22 protein-coding genes are annotated in these 24078 nt (G+C 43.3%); 18 read left to right on the top strand and 4 right to left on the bottom strand.

Annotation, left to right across the window (positions count from 1 at the left end; translation table 11 throughout):
* Positions 1-354: 354 nt before the first annotated feature.
* Both HI950_RS27445 and HI950_RS27450 read left to right on the top strand, forming a co-directional pair.
* On the top strand, positions 355-582 hold the full coding sequence (locus HI950_RS27445) for a hypothetical protein (protein ID WP_169088686.1): 228 nt from the start codon (positions 355-357) through the stop codon (positions 580-582).
* A gap of 1614 nt (positions 583-2196) precedes the next feature.
* On the top strand, positions 2197-2859 hold the full coding sequence (locus tag HI950_RS27450; protein ID WP_169088682.1) for an HAD family hydrolase: 663 nt from the start codon (positions 2197-2199) through the stop codon (positions 2857-2859).
* Positions 2860-3975: 1116 nt separating this feature from the next.
* Here HI950_RS27450 and HI950_RS27455 read toward each other — a convergent pair.
* Both HI950_RS27455 and HI950_RS27460 read right to left on the bottom strand, forming a co-directional pair.
* Positions 3976-4656, bottom strand: coding sequence for a DNA-3-methyladenine glycosylase family protein (locus HI950_RS27455; protein ID WP_169088680.1), 681 nt, complete (start codon positions 4654-4656; stop codon positions 3976-3978).
* A 1-nt stretch (position 4657) separates the two neighbouring features.
* Positions 4658-5251 carry a TetR/AcrR family transcriptional regulator gene (locus HI950_RS27460; protein WP_169088678.1) on the bottom strand — a complete coding sequence of 198 codons (594 nt, stop codon included), beginning with the start codon at positions 5249-5251 and terminating at the stop codon, positions 4658-4660.
* A gap of 239 nt (positions 5252-5490) precedes the next feature.
* On the opposite strand from HI950_RS27460, the gene HI950_RS27465 reads away from it, so the two are divergent.
* From HI950_RS27465 to HI950_RS27515, 12 genes are all read left to right on the top strand, one after another.
* Positions 5491-5964, top strand: a complete 474-nt coding sequence (locus HI950_RS27465; protein ID WP_169088676.1) for a DinB family protein — start codon at positions 5491-5493, stop codon at positions 5962-5964.
* 211 nt (positions 5965-6175) lie between these two features.
* Positions 6176-6565, top strand: coding sequence for an SRPBCC family protein (locus tag HI950_RS27470; protein ID WP_169088674.1), 390 nt, complete (start codon positions 6176-6178; stop codon positions 6563-6565).
* A gap of 610 nt (positions 6566-7175) precedes the next feature.
* Entirely contained in the window at positions 7176-8240 is a 1065-nt protein-coding gene (locus tag HI950_RS27475) for a bifunctional transcriptional activator/DNA repair enzyme AdaA (RefSeq protein WP_169088672.1), read from the top strand.
* Positions 8237-9676 (top strand): MFS transporter, encoded by a 1440-nt coding sequence (locus HI950_RS27480; RefSeq protein ID WP_169088669.1) that lies wholly within the window; start codon positions 8237-8239, stop codon positions 9674-9676. The genes HI950_RS27475 and HI950_RS27480 overlap by 4 nt, the downstream gene beginning before the upstream one ends.
* A 112-nt stretch (positions 9677-9788) precedes the next feature.
* Complete coding sequence (locus HI950_RS36510; RefSeq protein WP_262985730.1) at positions 9789-9923, top strand: hypothetical protein; 135 nt, start codon at positions 9789-9791, stop codon at positions 9921-9923.
* 219 nt (positions 9924-10142) lie between these two features.
* Positions 10143-11606 carry a sensor histidine kinase gene (locus tag HI950_RS27485; protein WP_169088667.1) on the top strand — a complete coding sequence of 488 codons (1464 nt, stop codon included), beginning with the start codon at positions 10143-10145 and terminating at the stop codon, positions 11604-11606.
* 43 nt (positions 11607-11649) lie between these two features.
* Positions 11650-12309, top strand: coding sequence for a response regulator (locus HI950_RS27490; RefSeq protein WP_169088665.1), 660 nt, complete (start codon positions 11650-11652; stop codon positions 12307-12309).
* Between the two features lie 367 nt (positions 12310-12676).
* Positions 12677-13765, top strand: a complete 1089-nt coding sequence (locus HI950_RS27495) for a hypothetical protein (protein WP_223285539.1) — start codon at positions 12677-12679, stop codon at positions 13763-13765.
* A 92-nt stretch (positions 13766-13857) separates the two neighbouring features.
* Positions 13858-14778 (top strand): hypothetical protein, encoded by a 921-nt coding sequence (locus HI950_RS27500; RefSeq protein ID WP_169088706.1) that lies wholly within the window; start codon positions 13858-13860, stop codon positions 14776-14778.
* A gap of 599 nt (positions 14779-15377) precedes the next feature.
* A complete protein-coding gene (locus tag HI950_RS27505) occupies positions 15378-16322 on the top strand; it encodes a helix-turn-helix transcriptional regulator (RefSeq protein WP_169088663.1) in 945 nt (314 codons plus the stop codon).
* A gap of 101 nt (positions 16323-16423) precedes the next feature.
* Entirely contained in the window at positions 16424-17608 is a 1185-nt protein-coding gene (locus HI950_RS27510; protein ID WP_169088661.1) for an epoxide hydrolase family protein, read from the top strand.
* Between the two features lie 84 nt (positions 17609-17692).
* The gene (locus HI950_RS27515) at positions 17693-18433 is read left to right on the top strand and encodes an SDR family NAD(P)-dependent oxidoreductase (RefSeq protein ID WP_169088659.1); all 741 of its coding nucleotides are present in this window, start codon (positions 17693-17695) and stop codon (positions 18431-18433) included.
* Between the two features lie 751 nt (positions 18434-19184).
* Here HI950_RS27515 and HI950_RS27520 read toward each other — a convergent pair.
* Positions 19185-19409: a transcriptional regulator gene (locus tag HI950_RS27520; protein ID WP_169088657.1), complete on the bottom strand. Its 225-nt coding sequence runs from the start codon at positions 19407-19409 to the stop codon at positions 19185-19187.
* 1363 nt (positions 19410-20772) lie between these two features.
* On the opposite strand from HI950_RS27520, the gene HI950_RS27525 reads away from it, so the two are divergent.
* The 4 genes from HI950_RS27525 (at position 20773) to HI950_RS27540 (ending at position 22701) form a co-directional block, all read left to right on the top strand.
* Positions 20773-21507, top strand: a complete 735-nt coding sequence (locus HI950_RS27525) for a class I SAM-dependent methyltransferase (protein WP_169088655.1) — start codon at positions 20773-20775, stop codon at positions 21505-21507.
* 153 nt (positions 21508-21660) lie between these two features.
* Positions 21661-21846, top strand: a complete 186-nt coding sequence (locus HI950_RS27530) for a hypothetical protein (RefSeq protein WP_169088653.1) — start codon at positions 21661-21663, stop codon at positions 21844-21846.
* Positions 21847-22089 (top strand): DUF3289 family protein, encoded by a 243-nt coding sequence (locus HI950_RS37110; RefSeq protein WP_169088651.1) that lies wholly within the window; start codon positions 21847-21849, stop codon positions 22087-22089.
* Between the two features lie 90 nt (positions 22090-22179).
* Positions 22180-22701, top strand: coding sequence for a hypothetical protein (locus HI950_RS27540; protein WP_169088649.1), 522 nt, complete (start codon positions 22180-22182; stop codon positions 22699-22701).
* Positions 22702-22990: 289 nt separating this feature from the next.
* Here the strand turns inward: HI950_RS27540 and HI950_RS27545 are convergent, their stop codons facing one another.
* Positions 22991-23944, bottom strand: coding sequence for an alpha/beta hydrolase (locus HI950_RS27545; protein ID WP_169088647.1), 954 nt, complete (start codon positions 23942-23944; stop codon positions 22991-22993).
* Positions 23945-24078 lie beyond the last annotated feature (134 nt).

A 24078-nucleotide genomic window follows, 5' to 3' on the forward strand; every position in this document is an offset into this window, starting at 1 on the left:
CATTATTGTCGGTTTGGTCACTGGGATTATGGGTGTGCGATTTGCATAAGCAATTGGCAGGCAGAAGGATGCGCCCCGCTCGGTCACGAAAAAGCATCCACCACTCAAATATATGCCCAGCTACGAGGTGAGCGGCGCAGAGAATTATATCGCAGTTATTTCTAGGCTGAGATCCGTCAAGAATTCTTTTCGCTTAGAGTTAAGAAAAAACGCTAAGCCGGTCACATTTGAAAGGCTTAGCGTATATTTCCGTGTAATGTTGGCGGGACCCAAATAAAACATCAAGAGAAGGCTGCCGGCACAGATCGGGAGCCTTCTAAGCTAAAAAGGGCTATGAGAGGAGAATTATAATGGTTGGCACTTGGTGACAGCTTCGCTGGTACTACCCCATATAGTAATAATAAAAAATTCCCTCCGAAAAATATTGTAATAAAAATATACAAACTTAAAGATAACAGTAACGCTTTTTACGGAACTCTTGGTAATAATGCCTTCGATTTTTTGTCATTTGAAAAAGCAGGGTGGCATTACATTTTAAGTGTGGATCATCGGGCTGCAGAAAAAGTTTCACCTGAAAATTAGTTGAGATTGCAGACTCAGTGATAATAACGTACCCTGATCCATCCAAAGAAAGCCCTTTACGCTAACGGGAAACGATAGTTCAATAAAAACACGGAAGCAGCCGACCACAATGATCGGCTTCTTCATTACGCTAACGGGCAGGATAACGTGGAAATTATCTTGAATTAATGATCAGTAAAGTGTTTACCATCCTTATTCGGAGGTGATTATTACGGCAATATGGGATTATCAGTTTATTCTATATCCAATTGGAAATGTACCAACCTTGACGGTAGATGGAATGGAGTTTGTTGGGCAGAATAATTTCGATATTGTCCAAACAGTAGAATTGCTCGAAAACTCAGCTTATATAAAGAATGACCCAACATTGAAATCTTGGAATTCATTTAATGATGCGTGTTATTTTCTCTATAATGATTGATGTACAAAGTTGAAATTGAACTAAATACAGGCACCGAAGCTGAAAAGGCTGAGGAGATATCTGTCAGAACTAATATTTTTAAAGAAGAGGGTAGTGTAAGTGAAGCATTACGTATATGTAGGATGTTATGTGATTCCTTGAGTTTAAATTGCTGGAGCATGAAACTTCGTAAAATAGTTGATTTGCATGATGTTCATGATTTGAAATCTACAATAAATCATTTCAATGGGCTTCGAAATAAGGATTAATTCCCCAAACTTTGTTCAACTAACGGGTACGATAGTTGAATATCAAAAGGGCTGCCGCATGGCAGCCTTTCGTCGTTACGCTAACGGGCAGGATAACGTGGAAATTATCTTGAATTAATGATCAGTAAAGTGTTTACCATCCTTATTCGGAGGTGATTATTACGGCAATATGGGATTATCAGTTTATTCTATATCCAATTGGAAATGTACCAACCTTGACGGTAGATGGAATGGAGTTTGTTGGGCAGAATAATTTCGATATTGTCCAAACAGTAGAATTGCTCGAAAACTCAGCTTATATAAAGAATGACCCAACATTGAAATCTTGGAATTCATTTAATGATGCGTGTTATTTTCTCTATAATGATTGATGTACAAAGTTGAAATTGAACTAAATACAGGCACCGAAGCTGAAAAGGCTGAGGAGATATCTGTCAGAACTAATATTTTTAAAGAAGAGGGTAGTGTAAGTGAAGCATTACGTATATGTAGGATGTTATGTGATTCCTTGAGTTTAAATTGCTGGAGCATGAAACTTCGTAAAATAGTTGATTTGCATGATGTTCATGATTTGAAATCTACAATAAATCATTTCAATGGGCTTCGAAATAAGGATTAATTCCCCAAACTTTGTTCAACTAACGGGTACAAGAGCTCACTACTCCCATTAAATAAGCGAGTATATAGGGGCTTCAAATGTAATCCAATTGTAACTTTCGTTTTATCTCCTGTTAATGTTTTCACGGTAATATAGATCTTGACCCCCTTTTTAATATATAGACTTGAACCCGCGGCCCGTTGCTTAGCGGGTTCTTTTTTTTATAAACGTTTCCTTTCAATGTGTTGTTTGATTGAAGTAACGGGCAGTATAGCTTAACAATTAACAAGGATTACGAATGGTTCCAGCGAATACCTAAATAAAAGTTATTGGAGGGACTGAGTCTTTTGAGTATTAAAGCGGTGCTCTTTGATTTAGACGGTACATTACTAGACCGTGATACTTCTCTTGCCTTATTCGTTCGTGAGCAATATGACCGATATTCGCAATTTCAAGTTATTGATAAAGATGTTTTTGTGCAACGTTTCATAGAGCTCGATAATCACGGATACGTTTGGAAAGATAAAGTTTATCAGCAGCTTATTGATGAGTTCTCTATTCTGGGAGTAGAATGGACAGAACTTCTAAATGATTATTTGAATGGGTTTCAAAGGCATTGTGTAGGCTTTCCGAATTTGATGAATATGCTTACAGAGCTAAGGCACAGCGGCGTAAAGATAGCACTCCTTTCTAATGGTTATGGACAATTCCAGTATGATAATTTTAAATCACTGGATATCAGTCATTTATTCGATGAAGTACTTATATCGGAATGGGAAGGATTGCGTAAGCCTGACCCAGCAATTTTTATTAGAGCATTGTCTAAACTCGGAGTGGAAGCAAGCGAAGCTCTTTTTGTAGGGGACCATCCTGAAAACGATATAAGAGCGAGTCGAGCTGTTGGTATGAAGGCAGCTTGGAAACGAAATGATACAGTATCTTCTAGCAGTGTTGATGCCGACGTAATTATTGATGATTTAGAAGAGTTAAATCAATACATACTAAGATAATGGAAATGATACTCGAAACGGCTGCTGTGGAAGCAGCTGTTATTACGTTAACGGGTACGATAGTTCAATCAATGAAGGGCAGACCAGAATTTGGTCTGCCGCTTTGTCATTTAACAGTTCATTTCATAGGGCTTTTTTCATTGTCTACAATATTGGGGCTTGACCAAAATGGATAGCGGGTTTTTTTTTGATAATAATGCCTTCTTGTATAGATAAAATAAAGTATTAGACCGGAGTTGTTGATTTGACGCGGTTTTCGGTTTTGAAAATCGCCAGGTTTTGAGAAATAGGTTATAGACTGTGGCATCGAGTGAGTCCTCAAAAAGAATCGAACCAGATAATAAAGTATTAGAATGAGAAGCATCGAGCAGCTGCTGGCCGTCGTTGCAGCGACGCGCTGAGTCTAATACTTTATTTTCTTAGTCTAATACTTTATTTTTCAGTCTAATACTTTATTTTTTTGACACCATGTGCATTCGAAAAAAAGCATTCTATCCTCGATGTAACTGAACGCTTTCCAATGAACATGACCTAAGTAAAAGACTAGATAACAAGAAGCACGGATGAGTCGGAACGGCACTATCCTTATGGACGAAGGTCCTGCTGGGAAGCATACTCTACCTCATGGATAGGTTGAATGAAGGAATGTGGGAGCGTCGACTCTGCGAGATGTGAGAGGGTTGACCGCCATGAGTCTATTTGGAGATCCAAAGGTGCAACCATACTTTACCGGAGTAACCACTTTTTACAGAGTGAGGTTTAAATGGATACTTTTTCGTACTTTTACCAGTCCCATAAATCTTCATCTACAACTTCGTTCCACTGAAATGTTATCTGCAATGAGCAAACTAGGACAATATTTTAAGAAAACGTGAGCATTAAAGAGAAAAGTGATTTTCCAAAGAGGGAGGAGAGTGTTAAAAGGACGCAAAAGCGTTTAATAAGTTTAGAGCCGGTAAGAAAATCCGTATGCAATTCTTTCAACGTTCCGGCTGCTAAATGTATATTTCAATGCAGCAGAGTTGGTTAATGAGCGAGAAATAGAGCCATCATGTATTAAGGGGGAGAGCCATCAGAATGCCTCAATAAGATAAATATGATTTAACTTTTTAACGACTATTTTTCAGTAAAAGTGATTTGGGTGTCGAGGTTTATCTTTATTAATGGTTCAGTCTGAATCAAGCCGGTATTAATTGCTTCCCACAGGTAGAGTGAAACGATTGAAGAATAAGGCTTCCATTCGACATGTTTACGTTGCAATTGAGATGTTCCATCGCTCTCTTCTGTAGCATAAAGCCAATCTGCAGCACGATTAAGTCCCCTGTCCCCGAAAGATATAACATCTTGTCTTCCCAAGTAAAAAATGAGAAACATCTCCGCAGTCCACTGGCCCACTCCCTTTATTGAGGTTAATAAACGAACGACTTCCTCGTCATCCAGTTCGTCAAACACTTGAAAGTCAAGCATGCCTTCTTTTGCCCATTCGGCGACGTTCCGGATATAGCTAAGCTTGTTCTTGGATAGTCCCGCTGAGCGCAAGAGTTCCTCTTTTGTGACAATGATAGTATCTGGCGTTATAGTTCCACATACAAGTTCTACCCGGCGAAAAATCGTTTCAGCAGCTTTGGCAGAAAGCTGTTGCCCAACCAACGATCTCGTCAGGTAAGTAAAACCATCTTGCTGACTTGAGATGCGAATGTGTCCGATCCGATTTACCAGCCTGTCTAGTAAAGGATCATTTTCGCATAATTCACGCACACAACGGTTGTTTGGATGAATATCGAAAAGATATTGCAATTTAATCATCCTTTCTAGTTAGAGCCCAACCGAACAGGTGAGAATCAACGAGCGTATGTGCCGCTCTGGAAAAATTATCAGGGTTAAATTCAGACTGATGTATATAAGATAGCATAACGGCTCCATTGCATAACATACGTAATAGTTCTACTAACTCGAATGGACGGGCAGCACCGGCCTTCTCAGCTATTTTCTCAATGGCTTTCCAGTTTTCTTCAGTGCCTTTCACCGCATTTACATGATTGTCATGGAAAGAGTCCGGAAATTCTACTACTGTATTTACAAAAGGACAACCCCGATATCCCGGTGTTTTCATCTTCTTAACGAATTTGTCGATTAATGCATGTAATTGCAAGGAGCTTGAATCCGGAAACTGAAGCTGAACTTCCTCCAAATCCTTTGCATTTAAATCCTGTTGATACTCCAGGTATGCCGCAACCAATTCATCCTTTGATGCGTAATTACGATAGAAACTAGCTTTGGCAACGCCTGATTCAAGAATAATGCGATCAATTCCGACTGCGCGGATACCCTCTCTATAAAACAAATCCGATGCCACTTGAAGAATTTGATTCTTCACTGACTTTCTTGGCATGTAATCACCGTCATTCTATTTAATGTAGGCACACAGTTCAAAAAGTACAGTTCTGTATCTTTAAATTATATTACAAAAGGTAAAGTGTCGTCAATTTCTTAGACAAATAGCAATTGTAATGAGTTTGACAAAAATATGAAACGATTGTAATATGACCAAATAGAGACAGATCTGTATCTTTTCAACTCCTGTTATTGCGATGTATCTGTCAACTTCAACAAATTGGAGGCAAATTCGATATGATGACAACGGAGAAATTGGTAAGCGCATGGGATTCTTGCTTTGATAAGGAGAGTGGCTGGTACCCTCCGCTTGAACGCGGACTACAAGGGCTAACAGCTTCGCAGGCATGCTTGAGAACAGATGGAAAAGAAATGAATACGATTCAGGAATTGGTCAACCATATCATTTTCTACAAGGCAACGCTGCTGTCCCGCATTACTGGTTCAGGAAATGCCCCATCCACAGATACAAGCTTTAATACGAATGCCAGTATTACAATGGAGCGAGACTGGCAGGAAACAGAAGCGAAATTGAAAAATGTACATGCACACATTCGTGAGATACTTGTAACTATGGGCGATCAAGAACTACAGAAAGAATTGGATGGTACCACTATTTATCAGTGGGTATCGGATCTTGTCTCTCACGACATCTACCATACTGGGCAAATCATTTTCATCCGTAAATTGCAAGGCTCATGGACAGCATGACAATAATTGGACAAATAAACGCTTAAGGCTGCCAGTGGGTGTATGGATAGAACTCTTGATTTTGCAAGGGATTTCGATATTAAAAATTCAAGAAAGTTGTGCTAGGTGCCTTCGTTTGTATTAGAACACTTCATCACTTGGAAGGATTAACTTTGAATCGCCGTACTCGACACACGAGGTAATAACGGCGGTATATTGGGAGGGAAGAACTATGGCAACTATCCATCGTGAACTCGAAATTGATTGCAGTCTTGATAGAGCTTGGGCCCAGCTTCGGGACTTCGGAAACGCTGCTAGACTATTCGCTGGCGTCCTTGTAAATTGCCAGGAGGCCTCGGGCCAGCGAACTGTGACCTTCGACAACGGATACATTGTCCAGGAGCGACTTGTAAGCCTAGATGAGGAGACGTGCCGCCTAGCCTATACTGTAGTGAACGGCGACTTCACCCATCACAGCGCGTCCATGCAGCTGCTCCCGACTGCTGAAGGAGTACGATTCGTTTGGATTAGTGACTTCTTGCCGGATGAGGCGACGCAGCGCGTTGAACCCCTAGTCGAGGCAGGCTGCCAAGCAATCAAGCGATTCCTGCAATCCCTCTGAGTCTGATGGCAAACGCGCTGCATTGCAAGATTTGAAACTAAACAATCGTTCTCTGTATTTCGTCTGTAATCAAAACGGCTGTTACAGACAGCAGGAAGCCGCATCATATATTAAGGCTTGATCATTCCACTAAAACGGGAATGATACCAAGAGGTGGATGCTGACATACTTCAAGTTCATTATAGATAGGATTGAACTCCCTCGAAAGAACCAAGGAGCAGTTTGCCGCGTGGCAGACTGCTCCTTATTTTCATTAAGTCAAATGCAAGAAGTAGAACAATCTTGGAATATTATCGTATTAATGGGACATGGACATTGAAAATAGGTTGACGATTTCGCAGTACATCCTATCCCCAGTAAGTATGCGAATAATTACGTGATGACTTTTTATTCTGGATTTACAATTATAGTTTACTTTGTGGACCTACAAAATCTCTCATTTGTTTGATATGTATAGGCCATCTATCCTCCAACTAACTAGTCAAAGCGAGAGTAAAAAAATCAATGCTCGATTTTCGGCGGTGCTATTTTCCGGGAGCGATATAATCATAATTGTGTTCCGTAAGGACATCAATTCAATACGAAACTGCATGATGAAAGGAGGAGCAGATTGATACCGTCCGATAAAAAACGAGAGTATTACCAGGCGCTTATCGATAAAAAATCCGAATATGAGGGCATCTTCTATGTCGGTGTCAAGACAACTGGTGTATTCTGCCGTCCGACATGTCCGGCAAGAAAGCCCAAATTTGAAAACTGCGAATTTTACGAAACGGCCAAGGAAGCCCTTCTGGCATCTTTTCGTCCGTGCCAGCGCTGCCGCCCATTATCTCATCCTAATCATGTATCTGAACTAGTTCGAAATCTCGTCAACGCGGTGGAAGAAAATCCAGAACGGCGGTGGACAGAAGAAGACTTCCGAAAACTTTCCGTGGATGCATCAACGGCGCGTCGTCAGTTCAAGAAGCGGTTCGGTATGACATTTGTTGAATATGCAAGAGCCCGACGGATGGGAATTGCCCTGAAGCATATTCGGGCAGGCGACGCGGTCATCGAAGCCCAGCTTTCCGCTGGCTACGAATCCGGCAGCGGCTTCAGAGATGCATTCTCTCGTATTATGGGGGCAGCACCTGCCCAATTGGGCAAACAACAGATTTTGAAGGCATCGTGGCTGGATACGCAGCTTGGCCCTATGATTGCTATAGCTGATGAAGAAGCGCTTTATTTGCTTGAATTCATAGACCGTAGAGGACTCGAACGTGAGGTCGAACAACTTAGACGAAGGACAAGAGCTGCGGTTATTCCGGGTAACACGTTGCCGATCTGTTCGATTGAAAATGAACTGAGTGATTATTTTGAAGGCAAGTTAACGGAATTCAACACGCCGTTGATGCTGTTGGGGTCGCCTTTTCAAGAGAAAGTCTGGGAACAATTGCGGAAGATCCCATCGGGCCAAACAGCATCATATGCTGATATTGCCAAGGAGATTGGAAAGCCTAACGCTTATCGCGCCGTTGCACAAGCGAATGGTACCAATCAGCTGGCGATTGTGATTCCATGCCACCGTGTAATCAACTCAAATGGCGATTTAGGCGGTTATGGGGGAGGCATATCACGAAAGGAATGGCTGCTAGGCCATGAGAAGAAATGGGCCGCTGAGGAGAAGTTAGAATGATGAAAATCATGCAGCCCGGCAAATGGTCCGTATTATTCGTGGTTACACTTGTGTCATTCATTACCAATCTGGACGCGACGATCGTGGTCACTGGTTTACCCCAGCTAATGCGGGAGTTGCGACTTTCGATCGATACTGGGATGTGGACGATTACTTCGTTCTATATCACAAGCACCGTATTTCTGCTTCCTTCCGGCCGATGGTCGGATATTTACGGAACGAAACGCATTTTTCTAGGGGGAATCGTTTTGTTTACGCTTGCTACCGCACTTTGCGGTATGGCAGGGTCCGGAGAAGCGTTGATTGTGGCTCGGCTGCTACAAGGTAGCGGTGCTGCAATGGCGATGGCGTCATCCACTCCGATTTTGATACGGGCTTTTCCACCCAATGAACTCGGAGTCGCTCTCGGTATCAACAATATTGCATGGGTGACTGGCTCACTCATCGGTCCAGTTGTCGGGGGCGCACTAATCGGCGAATTTGGATGGCGATCCATGTTCTATTCCGTTGTTCCGTTCGGTATCATCGGTTTGGCCGTTGGCATTCTCTTTCTGAAAGATAGTTTTGAGGGCGAGAAGGCCAAGACTGATTGGCCCGGTATGTTGACGTTCAGTGCAGGTCTGACCACCCTGCTTATCGTCTTGTCTGAGGGTCAGGCATGGGGATGGGCATCGATAAGGACGCTGGTGCTGTTCGTAACAGTGGTGGTGCTTTGGAGTGCATTCGTATTCATTGAAATGAAGGCTCGGTACCCTTTGTTTCATCTGAGCCTCTTCGCTTATCGAAACTATTCGATTGGACTTGGTATCACGATGAGTTACTGCATCGGTTACTTCGCTGTCACCATATTACTGACGTTATATTTGCAAGGTGTTCACAATCTCAGCCCATTGGAATCGGGACTCATGCTAATACCGCTATCTGTTCCCCAGCTGTTCACAGCTCCATTCGGTGGTATTCTGGCGGACCGTATCGGCCCCGCCAGAATGATTTTGTTCGGGTCGCTTCTAATCGGAATCTCGCTCCTGATGCTCGGGCAGCTCGGTTCACAACTATCGATCATAGCGGTCATTATCCCGCTTATGATCATTTCCGCCGCTACGGGACTTTCCTGGCCATCGCTTGCAAAAACAGTGCTGTCGGCCGCTCCGCAAGAGCAAGCTGGTTCTGCATCCGGCATGTTCTGGACCGTATACAATATGTGCCGAGCAATTAGTCAGGCGCTTGCGTTGGCAGTTGTGCAGTTGGTCGTCAAATCCGAAGTTGCTTCTCAGCTTTTATCCGGGACTGAAGCTGTAGGATTGGGTAATTCGAAAGACGCTCTTATCCATGCTTTGAACGTCGGTTTCCGATTCTTCGCCGTATTTCTCGCACTCGCGGTCGTGCTCGGACTACTTCAACTGCGGCTGCAGCAGACGGAAAGAGCCACGAATTAAGGTGAAATGGATTCCATTTTAGCTTTATAAAGTCTATACAGATGGCATCTGTTATTACAATAATTCATATATTAATTCGTTTTATAGATAGGCTCTACAAGAGGAAAACTAAGTGGAGAACGATAAAAGGAAGTGCTACGGCAACTACTCCCTTGTCATTAAGCTATCGGGAAACGTTAGTTCAGCGATCCAGGAGCAGTTTGCCACAACGAGCTGCTCCTTTTTATTTAGCGAATGGGCAGGATAGCGCCAATACTGAGCGAAGTATAAAAAGATAAACGGACTCTGTTTCGAGTACAAAGGAGCGATAGAACTGGATACGGAACAAAATGAGGAAGAGGTGAAAGATGGTGCATAATCGATGCTCTTAAACACGACATTCAGCATGATGTACATCATATTGAGCAAATTTTTGAAACTCACACAACATATTATTATCTTAACCTACTAATGGAAGGAATAAAAGATGAGAGCGCTATCCCATTATTCACAGCGATTCCGTCGATTGCAGTGGAAATTAACCCTATATTATATTCTCACAACGATTGTTGTCATGCTCCTGCTCGAAATGATAGTCGTCCTAGGTTACTACGGTTTTATCAATTATAATACAAATCAAATGCTTGCAAGACAGGTGGGCTCAGTAGCACAAAATACAGCTGCAAATTTCAGTGGACCATTCATTAACCAAGAAAAACTATTTCAAGCTTTGAAAGATTGGCCTTTGGAAATGGGAACTGAATTTCAGGGATATTCTGCTGTTGTTGATCCTAACGGTCGACTGATCGCCGTGGCAGGAGAACAGTTTACTGGAGATGAGACGGGACTGGGGCTGCCTGCCGATGTCCAGCAACATATACGGACAGCATTGTCACTTGAGCCCTCCGCAGCTGAAATGATAACGACATACACGTATAAGGAAAAGGAATCCGTCTTTATTGTTGCTCCGATAGCCAATAAAAAGGCGATTAGAGGAGCGTTGGTGGTTAAAGCGGAGCATGTGCGTTTTTCTTTCCAAAATTTCCGGGATTTTATCCCCCTTGCTTTTCAATTTTTTGGTATTAGTCTGTTAGGCTTCTTTATTGGGGCAGTGATTGTCGGTGTCGCTTTCGGCATTGTCACTTCACGAAGTCTTGTGCGTCGGATTCAAAGGATATTGACCTCGGCGAATCGATGGAGTAAAGGTGATTTCAGCATTTTCATTAACGATCCTTCCGGTGACGAGTTGGGACAGCTGATCAATCGGCTCAATCAAATGGCGAAGCAGCTTAAACAGCTGCTTAGGACACGTCAGGATCTGGCAACGATGGAGGAGCGCAATCGTCTAGCCCGGGAGCTGCACGATAGCATCAAGCAGCAGATGTTTGCAATCTCAATTTGGGTGAATACCGGGAAATCCTTGATCGGACAGGATGAGAATGCCGCTCGTTCGCATTTATCAGAGGCGGAGAATTTGATCAGTCACACCCAGCGGGAACTGAGCGCACTGATATTGGAATTGCGACCGGTTGCTATGGAAGGGAAGGATCTGTCGCGTGCCCTTGAAGATTATGTGCATGTCTGGCAGGGGCAAACGGGGATTTTCGCAGATTTAGAAGTAAATGGCGAACACATGGTGTCACCGGACATTGAAGAAGCCTTCTTCCGTATAACGCAGGAGGCGTTGTCCAATGCTGCCCGTCACAGCGGTGCAAGCACTGTCAAGCTCAGTCTGGCATGCGGCGAGCATGTGACGTTATCCATCAGTGATAATGGTTGTGGTTTTGATATCAGAGACATAGATCGGCACGGTATCGGGCTCTCCTCCATGCGTGAGCGGGTACAGGCTCTGGGGGGTCATATCGATATCCGGAGCGAGAAGGGATGCGGCACGATCATAACGGTACGTTGCCTGCAAACAGAGATTCAAGATCGTAATGATTTGAAATAATGAGAGTGGATTCTTTAAATTTCCTTCATAAGGAGTGATTAGAATGGAAAAGATGGGACCTATCACGATTCTGATTGTCGATGATCATGCAATTGTAAGACAAGGCTTGCGGGCTCTGTTCACGATCCAGCCCGATTGTCAGGTTGTCGGTGAAGCCGACTCGGGAGAGAATGCCGTACCAATGGCAGCCGAGCTTGTGCCCGATATTGTGCTCATGGATCTGGTGATGCCCGATATCGATGGCGTAGAGGCTACGCGGCGCGTGAAACAAGTCAGTCCAAGGTCGCAAGTGATCGTGCTGACTTCGTTTCACGAGGATCAGCACATCTTTCCCGCTCTTCGAGCCGGAGCGCTCTCCTACGTACTCAAAGATATTGACCCCGGCCAATTGGTTGAGACGGTACGCAGAGCTGTAAACGGCGAATCAATGATGCATCCACGAGTAGCCGCGCGAGTTGTCCAGGAGATTCGCGTCACGAAGCAAGCTGCTTCCAGCCCGTTCGCCGAGCTGAGCGAACGCGAGCTCGAAGTGCTACGTCTCATCGCAGGCGGTCTTACGAATGCCGAAATTGCCGCGCAATTGATCATCAGCGAGAAAACAGTTAAAGGTCATGTAAGTAATATATTAAGCAAGCTGCATATGCTGGACCGTACCAAAGCTGCCGTTTTTGCTTGGGAAAAAGGGCTCATGGGCCCGGATTGAGAAGCGCAACGGCTGCTGCTTCTTCCACTCTACGTCTCTGTACGCATCACTCCACAGCCTATTCGCCCCATAGGATAAAGATTTTTAAAATTCTTTCTTGAATTGCTCCTCTTCACTCAATCATCGCTCTTTCTCTGAATCACTCATATTCATCTTGTCTGATAACACGCTATCCTTTTTCTCCATATTAAATCGCTTCACTAGCGTTATGGATCACAACCTTATCGAACCCCGTTCACAAACAGGCCTCTGGACGTGTGTTTGAACAGACCTGCAGACGCGTTCCAAACCAACTTCTCTCATGTATCATCAAGATAACGCAGGGTGATGGATTACCATTTCACCTCGATGAGGAGCTGGTTTGCAAATGAATGATATATCACAGATTTCACGGAAGTCCTACGACAATCCGCTAACGGATGATACATTGCCGCCAGAACGGACTTCATGGCTTTCACGCCATCCGAACTGGATCCAGTTTGCGGTGGTGGTCTGGTCACTGATCTATGGTGTGCTCGGATCGTATTGGGTTATGGGGGGAGCTGGTTTTCCCTTCGGGGAGAACGATCCTCGCGGACATATGATGGGGTCATTCTTGGCTGATCTTAGAGCAGACACTGGCGGAGCGGCAATCATTATTACGGGATTAATTGGAACTGCAGTTGCAATGGCGATGATGCGGCAGTGGAGGCATCGGATTGTTCGGGTTGTTCTGCTCGCTTTCGCATGGTCGGCGAGTGCAGCGCTTATCGTCTTGGTTCCTGATGTCCGGGTGCTGCAAAATTTTGCTTACGCGTTTATGCTGCATTTTGACCTCTTCGATTGGCCTGTAGTGAATCAGATCCTATGCATAACCGGTGGATTCTTATGGGGGGCAATGGCATTGACCTATCAGCGCCGCACCCGGGAAGCATGCATGAACTGCGGAAGGACGGACGCAGGTCAGGGGACTTCGTCGATCGCGGCGGCCAAATGGGGGAAATGGGTTACTTATATTGCAGTCGTTACAGCGCTACCTTATGGGCTTGTTCGTTTGGCTTGGGCTGCCGGTATCCCAATAGGATTAAGCGATCCGACAGGGATCAATACGCAGACTCTTACCGAAAGTTTGATCGTGGCCGTCTTGGGAATACTGCCCATCGGCGGTGCAATCCTCACACTGGGACTCATTCAGCGATGGGGCGAGATTTTTCCTCGCTGGTGTTTGTTCCTTGCCGGCAAACGGGTTCCTATCTTGTTCGCAGCCATTCCTGCAACGCTTGCCTCAGTCATGGCAATCATTTCTGGTCTTAAGCTTTGGATCCATTGGTTTCAGGATGGCTCCGTAACTCGTGAGGATTGGGGAGAGTTAGGACCTGGATTGTTCTGGCTTCCTTGGGGCATTTCACTGGGTGCGGCAACATTTGCCTACTACCTCCGAAGACGCCGCTCGTGCAGGCACTGTGGCCGAAAGTAACCAGAAAAACTCATCAGAAAGTAGTGATATATAATTTGAACAAAATAATAACCAATAATAGTTCACCCTTGCAAAGCTCGCGATTGATGAAGATGCGTAGAATCTGTGGTTATGGCGCCACCATAGCGGTGACGCCGTATCTGCTCATCAAACTCGCCTGGACTTTCGGGCTCTTCCTTCCGACCGAGCAAATGGGCGACGCCAGTTGGCGAGCGATCAACGCAGCTACCGCGGTTCTCGCCGCGGTCGGCATCATGCTGGCGATGGCGTTCTGTAGGCCGTGGGGTGAACGGCTGCCCGCGTGGCTGGTGGCTCTGCCCGTGTGGGTGGGTACCGGTCTTCTCGTTCCCATGCTGTTGCTGGCACCGGTGCTTGGTCCCGCTGCCATGACCCGGGACAAGGAAGCAGGCGCCGCTGACTTCTGGGTCTACGAGCAGATCTTCGTTATGGTCTCTCTGGTCGGGGTCGGAATTTGCCTGCCGCTCGCTTTGGCAGGGTACGTCAAGGCGCGGTGGCCTGAGGCGCTGGACGGTCCGATCGACTGCGGGGAGCTGCCGGGACACACCTGGCAGCTGCAGATCACCCTGGGCAGGCTCATCGCAGCCGGCTGCATCCTGATCGGCGTCATCAAGGTGTTCTGGGCGGTGGGCGGCACCCTCGGCATCGACCCGGTCATGCTGGATGACCGTGATGTGTGGTGGCGCTTGCTGACGTTGAGTGTCGGCATGTGGGCCTTCGCGGGGGCGTGGGGCCTGCTGGTGCTAACCACCCGCCGCGGGTCGCGGAGGTTCCTGCCTCCCATGGCAGTGGCATGGATCTCGTCGGGAATGCTGTTCTCTTACAATACCTACGACCTCTTGACCGCCATTCGCCCCGATGCGCGGCCCACCCCGGAGTACCCGCTGGCACGGATGCTAACCACGGAAGCCGGCATCGTCCTGGGTGTGATAATGGGGATGATCATTCTGCTGGTGCTGCATGATCGCCGGCGCGCCTTGCGCGGTGAGCTCTGAGAATCCGCTATGATGAACTTACGCGTCTAATTGAAGACGTGCGTAACGGAAGGACGTGTCGAATAGAATGCCGGAGATGGATTTGCAGTTGCGAAAGCCGTCGCCTTCCGAAGTGGAGCTGCTGATGAGTTGCTCAGAACGGATGTTATGAAGTATTAGTTAAGGTATAAGGACGTAAGGTGCTGCCGGGGATCAATCCGGCGGCCTCTATTTGTTTCGACTCTTTTTATTTGCAGAGCCTTCCGTTTCCGTGAGACTCCTGTAAATAAATATCCCCGGTGCGAGCGGGTATGGTCAAAGCTAAAAGGCAGGATAACGGAATAAGCCAATCAAGCGTAGATGTATTATAGCCCGGTTTTATTAACTGGGGATTGATCATTTAAGATGATCTGAATTTGTGGTTTCAAAAAAAAGCAACAAAACACTGGTGAACTTTCTAATCCTGACAGACTATTGTCTACAATGAAAGTTTATTATGCAAGTAAGAGCCTAATTACCCGCAGGAGTTAAAGCATCGTGTTCGTGGAACTGAAACATTTGATTAACCAGTACTTTGAAAATGAAACCGTAACAACATGTTCTGAATGGGGGGGACAACAGTGAAACTTGAGCGACTTATGGCCATTACTATCCTTTTATTAAACCGTAAACGCGTACAGGCCCAAGAATTGGCTGATCGTCTGGAGGTTTCATTGCGTACGATTTATCGCGATTTGGAATCATTGAATCTAGCAGGAATTCCTATTGTTTCGTACACGGGAGCGGAAGGCGGATTCGAAATCATGGAAAACTTTCGATTGGATCGGCAAATGCTTTCATTTGATGAGCTTATTGCCCTCTCTACAGCTTTGCGAGGCCTTCAATCTACACAGGCATTTAGCAACCAAAATTTGGATGGGCTGCTCGATAAAGTTGGCGCATTGGTTGCGAAGGCAGAACAAGGTCGTATGGCTGGTGCTGATCAGGTCATCATAGACTTAAATCCGTGGAAAAGCAGTTCTTCAGAACGAAACAAGTATGACACTTTGCATAAAGCCGTAAGTGATAAAAGACTGATCCATTTTACATATACCAACGGACAAGGGGGAGAAACAGAACGTTGTATTGAACCAATGGGGCTGGTGCTCAAAGGCTACACATGGTATCTTCACGGTTATTGCTTAAACCGAGATGATTACCGCATGTTCAGGCTTTCTCGGATCCGTAATCTACTCATTCTTGAGGATACGTTCCAGCGCCGAATAGTGACGCTGTCTGAGTTGAATGAAAATTGGGGTCCGCAGCGTGATTCCAAGATGGTCGATCTGGTGCTTAGATTTACAGGACCGGCTAAGGTTCCAGCGGAAGATCATTTTGATTCGGAAGAAATTGAACGGCAACCCGATGGTTCGCTTATCGTTCGGGTCCGATACCCGGATAACGACTGGTTAATCGGCTTTTTACTTCATTTTAGAACGGATTTGTTCATTCTTGAACCCCTGCATATTGCTGAAAAGGTGCGGAAAAGTGCTTTGGAGATATCAAAACTTTATATCGATCGTTGACACACAGTTGTCAACAAGGCTGGTTTATTATGAGTTTAAATAGAGAGAACACATCAATCAGTCACAAGAAAATACAAAGATATTTGAGGAGGCTTTCCAAAATGACTCTTTCAGAACAACAATGTGTGCGCAGTGCCAACCAGAGCACTGAGATCAAGCCTTTCCGCATCGATGTTCCGCAGGCTGACCTTGATGAATTGCGAGACCGTTTAACCCGCACCCGCTGGCCGGATGCTTTGGCCGGTGTAAGCTGGGACTATGGTATTCCCGTTGATTACCTCAAGGAACTGGCGGAATACTGGAGATCCAAATATGACTGGCGCAAACACGAGAAATTTCTTAACAAATTCCCGCAGTTCACCACCACCATTGACGGACAGAACATACACTTTCTGCATGTTCGTTCACCAGAACCTGAAGCAATGCCACTGATCATCACACATGGTTGGCCGGGTTCAATCGTAGAGTTCATGAACATTATAGGACCGCTCACCGATCCCCGTGCTCATGGCGGTAACCCGGAAGACGCTTTCCATGTCGTTATACCTTCGCTACCCGGCTTTGGCTTTTCTGGACCGACAACCGAGGTAGGGTGGAACATTGGTCGAGTAGCCAGAGCTTGGGCTGAACTGATGCGTCGACTAGGTTATGAACGTTACGGCGCACAAGGTGGAGACACCGGATCAATGGTCTCTCCAGAGCTTGGACGATTTGCACCAGACTCTGTCATTGGGATACATGCAAACGGGCTTACAACATTCCCGTCCGGAGATCCCTCAGAATCGCTTGATTTAACAGAAATCGAGCGAGCGCGCTACGATACGTTGACTGGACAAAGCTATGAGACAACGGGGTATGCGATTATACAATCTACACGACCCCAGACGCTTGCCTATGGCCTGACTGACTCGCCCGTCGGTCAGCTTGCTTGGATAGTTGAGAAGTTCAAGGAATGGACAGACCCTATAGCAAATCTTCCGGAAGATGCCGTTGATCTCGACCACTTGCTAACAAATGTCACATTGTATTGGTTGACCGGAACGGCAGGGTCATCGGCACGGATTTATAAAGAGGAAGCGAAGTCCTGGGGCATGCCTGCTCAGCGCTCTACGGTCCCTACCGGTGTAGCGGTTTTTCCGAAAGACATCTCGATCAGAGGTATTGTCGAACGCGAGCATAACGTCGTGCACTGGTCGGAATTCGATCGCGGTGGTCACTTTGCGGCAATGGAAGCACCTGATCTTTTAGTTAATGACATCCGAAATTTTTTTGGTCGACTTCGCTAATACAATCCGAAATATTGTCAAGAAGCTCGAGCTTCTTACATTAGATCATTCGAAATTAATTATTAGGATGAAAGGAAGAATAATATGAATCTACAGGGGAAAGTTGTTATCGTTACCGGCGGCGCTAGAGGAATTGGATGTGCTACATCAAAATTATTGGCCCTGCGTGGTGCGAAAGTCGTAGTCAATTATTTAAAAAATCAAGATGCTGCTGAAGCAGTGGTATCCGATATTCGATCCAGCGGCAGAGAAGCCATTGCACTCCGGGCGGATGTTCGTGATTCAGACCAATTTGCAAAGCTCGTAGATACTGTTTTAGAAGCTTTTGGGAGAATTGATATATTGATATGCAACGCGAATATGAGTTTCACTGCGAAGCCATTTGCCGAAATGAATTGGGAGGAGTTCTCTCAGAAATTAAACGATGAACTAAAAGCAGCATTCGTGACGACTAAATCCGTTATTCCGTCCATGATCGAACAAAAATTCGGACGTATCATTTTTGTATCCAGCAGTTTAGGTAAGGATCCATCGCCTTACATGATCGCTCACGGAACGGCAAAAGGAGGGCTGAATACTTTTTCCGACTACATTGCCCAAGAATTCGGTCCACAAGGGATATCAGCCAACGTGGTTGCACCTGGATTAGTGCAAACCGACGCGACTGCCTTTTTGTCAGAAGAAGAGAAACAAACCATTAGCAGCTTCACACCACTGAGGCGTGTGGCGGAACCTGATGATATTGCAGGTGTTATTTCGTTCCTGGCAAGCGACGATTCGCGTTTTATTACCGGATCGTATACCCCTGTTACTGGTGGGCTGTAAATGAAGTTCAGTGTCATCTGATGCAACCAATGCCAAAGTAAGTTTAAGAAACACCCGAGAGAATTCGATTAAGTTTGCTAATTACAGTTATTACGCTAAACATTCTTGTAGGGCCTAAGATTTGGCTTTTGTCAAAAAAGGAGCTGCCGCGGCAGCTCCTTTTTTACATCTTCACAAAATAATGGATTTTGTACAGTTATACTGCTGGGCGTTAAGCTATTAGATGGAATAGATTAATAACGTACTGTCAGTAAAATCTATATTAATTTAAACTGAAAAATAGGGTGCCGTTTAAATGGGACTGACCCTTAGGCTTTCTTATTGATCAGATTTAGGTATCTATTATCTCCCGTTCTTACCCATAGAAGAAAATTCTGACGGTTATGAATGATAGTTGTTTTTATTTTCTCTACGATCGTCTTCTTTTGTATGATGTTATTCACCTCTATTCTGTAATAACGGACCGCCTGTATTCACTCTTTTAAGATCTAGCGCCATTTGCTGCTCTTTAGTAAAGGTAGCTCGTAGTTTACATAGTCCCGTATGTTCGTTGATGTAGATAATCTTAGACTTTCCTTGAATAGTCATGAATAGTTTTGTCCATTCTTGAGGGTTGAACATGTGAACAACTCCTTTTGAAAGCGCTTTTAAACTTAAATATTATGTCCTTGAAATGTGGCTCATGTTTCCTTCTACATACACCCTGACCTGCTCCATGACCGACATCGAACAGGTGTTAAACCAATAATGCTTACATTCTCCAAAAATCGTCTTGCTTAATGTTCGGATCAATTTTCCGAACAGCTTGTAAGATTTTCTTCATGGTTCGCCCACTTGGCATGAGATCCGTTTTATTCGCTAATTTGCTTATTGTAAATTTATTCAGCTTTGCTTCTTTCACGATCCATTCTTGGAGGATGCCTTTTTTATCGAGCCACTCTCCCAAAGGCGTACGTTTTTTTCTGATTCCAAGCATGACCATTCACCTCTATCACTAGTATGGTCAAATAATCGGAATATTAGACATTAAAAAGTGTAATTTTGGACAAATCTCTCAAAATATATTTGAGAATAGGGACTTCAATGTGCTGGAGCGACCACGGCGTAGCACTTTTGAGAGGATGTGTTTCCATAGTTGTACCGGTGGCTGTTCTGTGAAAATAAAGTATTAGACTAGTGTCGTTGAGTTAACAACGTTTATGAATTAAAAAATCATCAGCTTCTTAAAAATAAGTTTTAGACTGGGTCCAATAAATAAAGCAGCGACAGAACAAGACTTGATAAATAAAGTCTTAGACTGCCGATGTTGTTGTTCAATTATCGTTTACCGTTATTTTAGTCAAGGATGCTACGAAATTTCGATTTTCATATTCAGATTAATGCCCAATTGAAGGATTTAATGAAAATAAATTTAAAATTACCATAATATTTTAACAAAAAAATTACTGAACATGTATTTCCGATTTGATATCATTTTGACTTAAAAATTTCATTAAATCATTACTCAGCTGCACAATCTATCTCATTGTTAGCATTATTCGCATAATCCGGCAACATCATATCCCTAACCATTTTAGTTCGTAGCCATGTCATAAAGAAAAGATCAGTTAACTCATAAGAAGTAATCTGGTCGAAATTCTGAGAAAACGAGAGTATTTAAGAGAAAAGTGATTCTCCATAGAGGGCGTTTAGTGTAAAGATTTGCAGGTTGGAAACGTTGTTTCAAGAGAGTGTTGAAAAAAAATAAAGTATACTAAAAATAAAGTTGATACTGAGAAAATAAAGACTTAGATTATGTTTTGGAGGTGTGCCTTAATTGTATTTCAATATGACTAAAACATTTTCGTATTTAATGATTGTCGCAGGGATTTTGTTGATTGGTCTTGGGTTATGGCAATACATTCCCAAATCATTTTCATCGGATACTCCAGATAGCGTGTTTATGTCGATTACTACGAAAAGAGTTATATTTCCGATATTAGGTCTCATACTAAGCATAATTGGTTACACCTTAATAAGGTTTGTTCGTGAGGTTGAAGATGAAGTACAATCGCTTAGAAATGAGATATGTCTTTTAGCCAAAAAGGTAGAAAAGAACACCGAGAAGAGTCGAAATTAACACTTATTTTTTTGTTAAACTAACGGGGAACGTTAGTTCAGAACAGCACAACGGCAGCCGATCGAAGGATGATCAGCTGCCGTTTTTATTGAAGTAAAGGGAAGTATCGTTAAATATAATTAAACTCAACCCTTTAGCAATTCTGAATAAGCGATTACAATTTACATTGAGATGAACACGGAGAGGATTTCTAAAATAATATAAGGGATGGTACATAGACATGGCTGATAGGATATTTGAAGAGTCGAGACTTGTAGATGTTTACGATTTTTTTGATTCAGCTGAACGTCCAGATCTTGACCCGTACATTGCAATGACAGACGAATTCGGTGCTAAATCCGTAATTGATATTGGTTGCGGAACCGGAATCCTTGCTTGTCGACTTGCTGCACTAAGTAAGGAAGTCATTGGGATCGACCCAGCCGCTGCCTCACTCAAAGTTGCATGCCGTAAGGCTGATGCAGATCGGGTCAAATGGATTCATGGAACGGCTCCAATGCTCGCTGGAATGCAAGCAGATCTAGTGACGATGACCGGAAACGCCGCACAAGTCTTTGTAACTGATGAAGATTGGATGTCAACACTTCGTATTTGTCGTGGTATTCTTCGACCTGGTGGAGGACGGCTTGTATTCGAGGTCCGGGATCCTTCAAAGGCGGCGTGGAAGGACTGGAACCGCGACCAGACCTATCAGGTAATTGAAGTGCCAGAAATCGGAAAGGTAGAGAAGTGGGTGGATCTGCTGGATGTGCAACTGCCCTTAGTTACGTTCCGTCAGACATTCGTGTTCCAAAGAGACGGGGCAGTAATAAGCTCGGACTCGACACTAAGGTTCCGGAGTCAGTCCGAAATTATTGAATCCTTATGCTTCACTAATTTCCTTGTCGAGGATATTCGAGATGCACCAGATCGTCCTGGACTAGAATTTGTATTCATCGCTCGTTGTCCGGGCTAAAGAAACATTCATCAGGGCAGTTTGAAGACCTAAGGACACGGTCCTTCGTTAAGCTAACGGGTAACAATAGCTTAATAAGACACATAAAAAAAACAGCTGCCGAGGCTTGAAAAAATCTCTTCTACGGGAGATAAGGAAAATGTTGTTTTAGATATGATTGATCATTTTGAAGATGGAACTGGTACAGAGTTTAGCAACAAGACTTTAACAAATGAAGACCGAGAGTATGAGACAACAAAATCCTATGTTGAATTTGTTAAAAATGCATTAGTTAATGAGCTAGAGAAAAATGGAGGTAGCTTGGCAGCACTTCAGTTTGATACAATACAAAGAATGTAAATGAATTTTATCATTATATTCAGCAGGAAGCTTCTTACCCGACGTATAGCACTCCGAGTGATAATATATGGACTTACAATTACAGTAAATGATACTTGGGGGAATACCGTATCAGTAAAAGATTTTTCAGTAGAGAACAATCACTTTAAAGGTGTCATGAATGTTCACTTATATGATCATTTTGGGTTAGATCAGCCAGATGTTGAGAAGATGTTTGTCAACTTAGCAGGATTTCGTGCCTGATTTGTCTTACAGCATTATGATAAATATGATGGGAAATATAAGCCCTTTGTTACTTTAATTGAAATGGATATACCATTTCGAGGGGGAATTGTGATTAAAGTTAATTTAAAAATTCTAGTTTTAATTATTGGTATATTCTTAATTTCATCATACTTAATTGGATGTGCAATGAATAAGGAATCAAGCGAGGATACAAAGATTTTCGAAATTGCCAATACAGAAGAGGTCTTTGGTAAAAAGGATGAAGAAATGGTGACTGTTAGAAAGCACTATATGATTCTAAATCCACCGAAAGATTTAATGCAATTGAAAGAATTAGTTGAAAAATACAATAAGGATCATCCAGTTGAAGGCCAAATTAAAGTAATAGAAGGGAAAAATGGGATTTTTTATATGAACTTCTATAGGGAAAATGAGGATTTTCCAAGAGACTGGCAGCCTGATGAAAGCTACATGGATACAGATCGGATAGAACATCATAAGCATGATCTGATTGCATCAATAATTTGGTCAGATGCCGACCCACAAAAAGAATACTATAGTTATGACAAAAGTAAGGAAGGGAAGGTAATTAAGAGAATGCATTTTATTGGGGATCGACTTGTGGAGTGATACACTATCCATACACTAAAATATAAAACAGATATGCAGCTGGTTGATATATTAAATGTGACTTTATTTATCCTTGTAGATGCCACGTGTCCAATAAAAATAAAGTATTAGACTCACGATGTTGATTTGACGCGCTTTTTATGCGAGAAAATCGTTTGCCGTTGAAAAATAAGTATTAGACTATTCGATCTTAATAAGCAAAAACCAGTCAAAAACACGAAAATAATGTGTTAGACTGGTTTTTAACACAATCGTTAATGGCCAGCACTTTAGCTGGTGTCTATGCTACTTATAATTCATTCTCTACTGTTTTCAAAAAAGAAAGCACAGCAACATTCATCTGCTCCAGCCCCTGTTGTTCAATCGGAAAATGACCAGCACCCTCTAAAACTACACATTCTTTTTTACATTTTATATTTTCAAAAAACGGTTTACTGAAGCTATAAGGAGTCATAGGGTCTAACTGAGGATGAACGAGTAATACCGGACAAACATCAAAATTCTCAGGTTTTATTAACGGTTTCATATTTAAGAACGTTCTTAATAAGCGTAAAGGGATTTTCGTGCCTGCCGCATGAGCATCATTCATAATGAGTTTGGTCATTTCGACGTTGTTTGTAATCAATTTCATCCGAGATACATTATTAACAGAGATATGCAAGGAATCTAATAAAAAAGGAAATTTGTCCATTAAAAATTTTCCTAACCGACTAGTGAGTTTGTTAGGTGCTAACTGATCACGAACTTTCGAATCACTCGTATCAACAAATGTCGTTGCAATTAACCCTTTGACTCGCTTACTTTGTACAGCGGTGTGATAAGCTAACATGCCTCCTATACTGGTGCCTAGTAAGATAATAGGTTTGCCGTCCTGTTTCAATTCCTGATCAATCAATTCAATAAGTATGTCAATCCAAAGCTGATAATCCAATAATTTTACCGAATTTAAATAACTTAAACCATAAGGCGGTAGATCCGGTGACACTACTTCATAACCGTATTTTTGCAGTATTCGTGCATAAGGTGCCAACAATCTGCCATTGCCACCAGCACCATGAATGAAAACAATTTTTAATTTTGCATGCGGAACAGGCATACGATCCAGATGTATATAAACATTGTTCCAAGTCATCCATTCTTCTGTTGGTAAATGGTTTTCATTTATCTGCATTTCTTCAGGAAAAAACTTCTGATATTGTTTCCAATAGATCACCGATTGATTATATGTTGAAAACTTATTCATGAATTTCCAGATCCTTTCTCCCTAAGCGTACATAGGATATTGTAGTCTATAACTTTATTTTCTCAGTCTAATGGTTTATTTTATTTTTACATTTGTTACCTCAATCCATTTATACGGGAGCAATAAGAAAAGAA

Origin of the sequence: Paenibacillus sp. PL91 (assembly GCF_012935325.2) — a bacterium.
In the GTDB taxonomy this organism is placed as follows: domain Bacteria; phylum Bacillota; class Bacilli; order Paenibacillales; family Paenibacillaceae; genus Pristimantibacillus.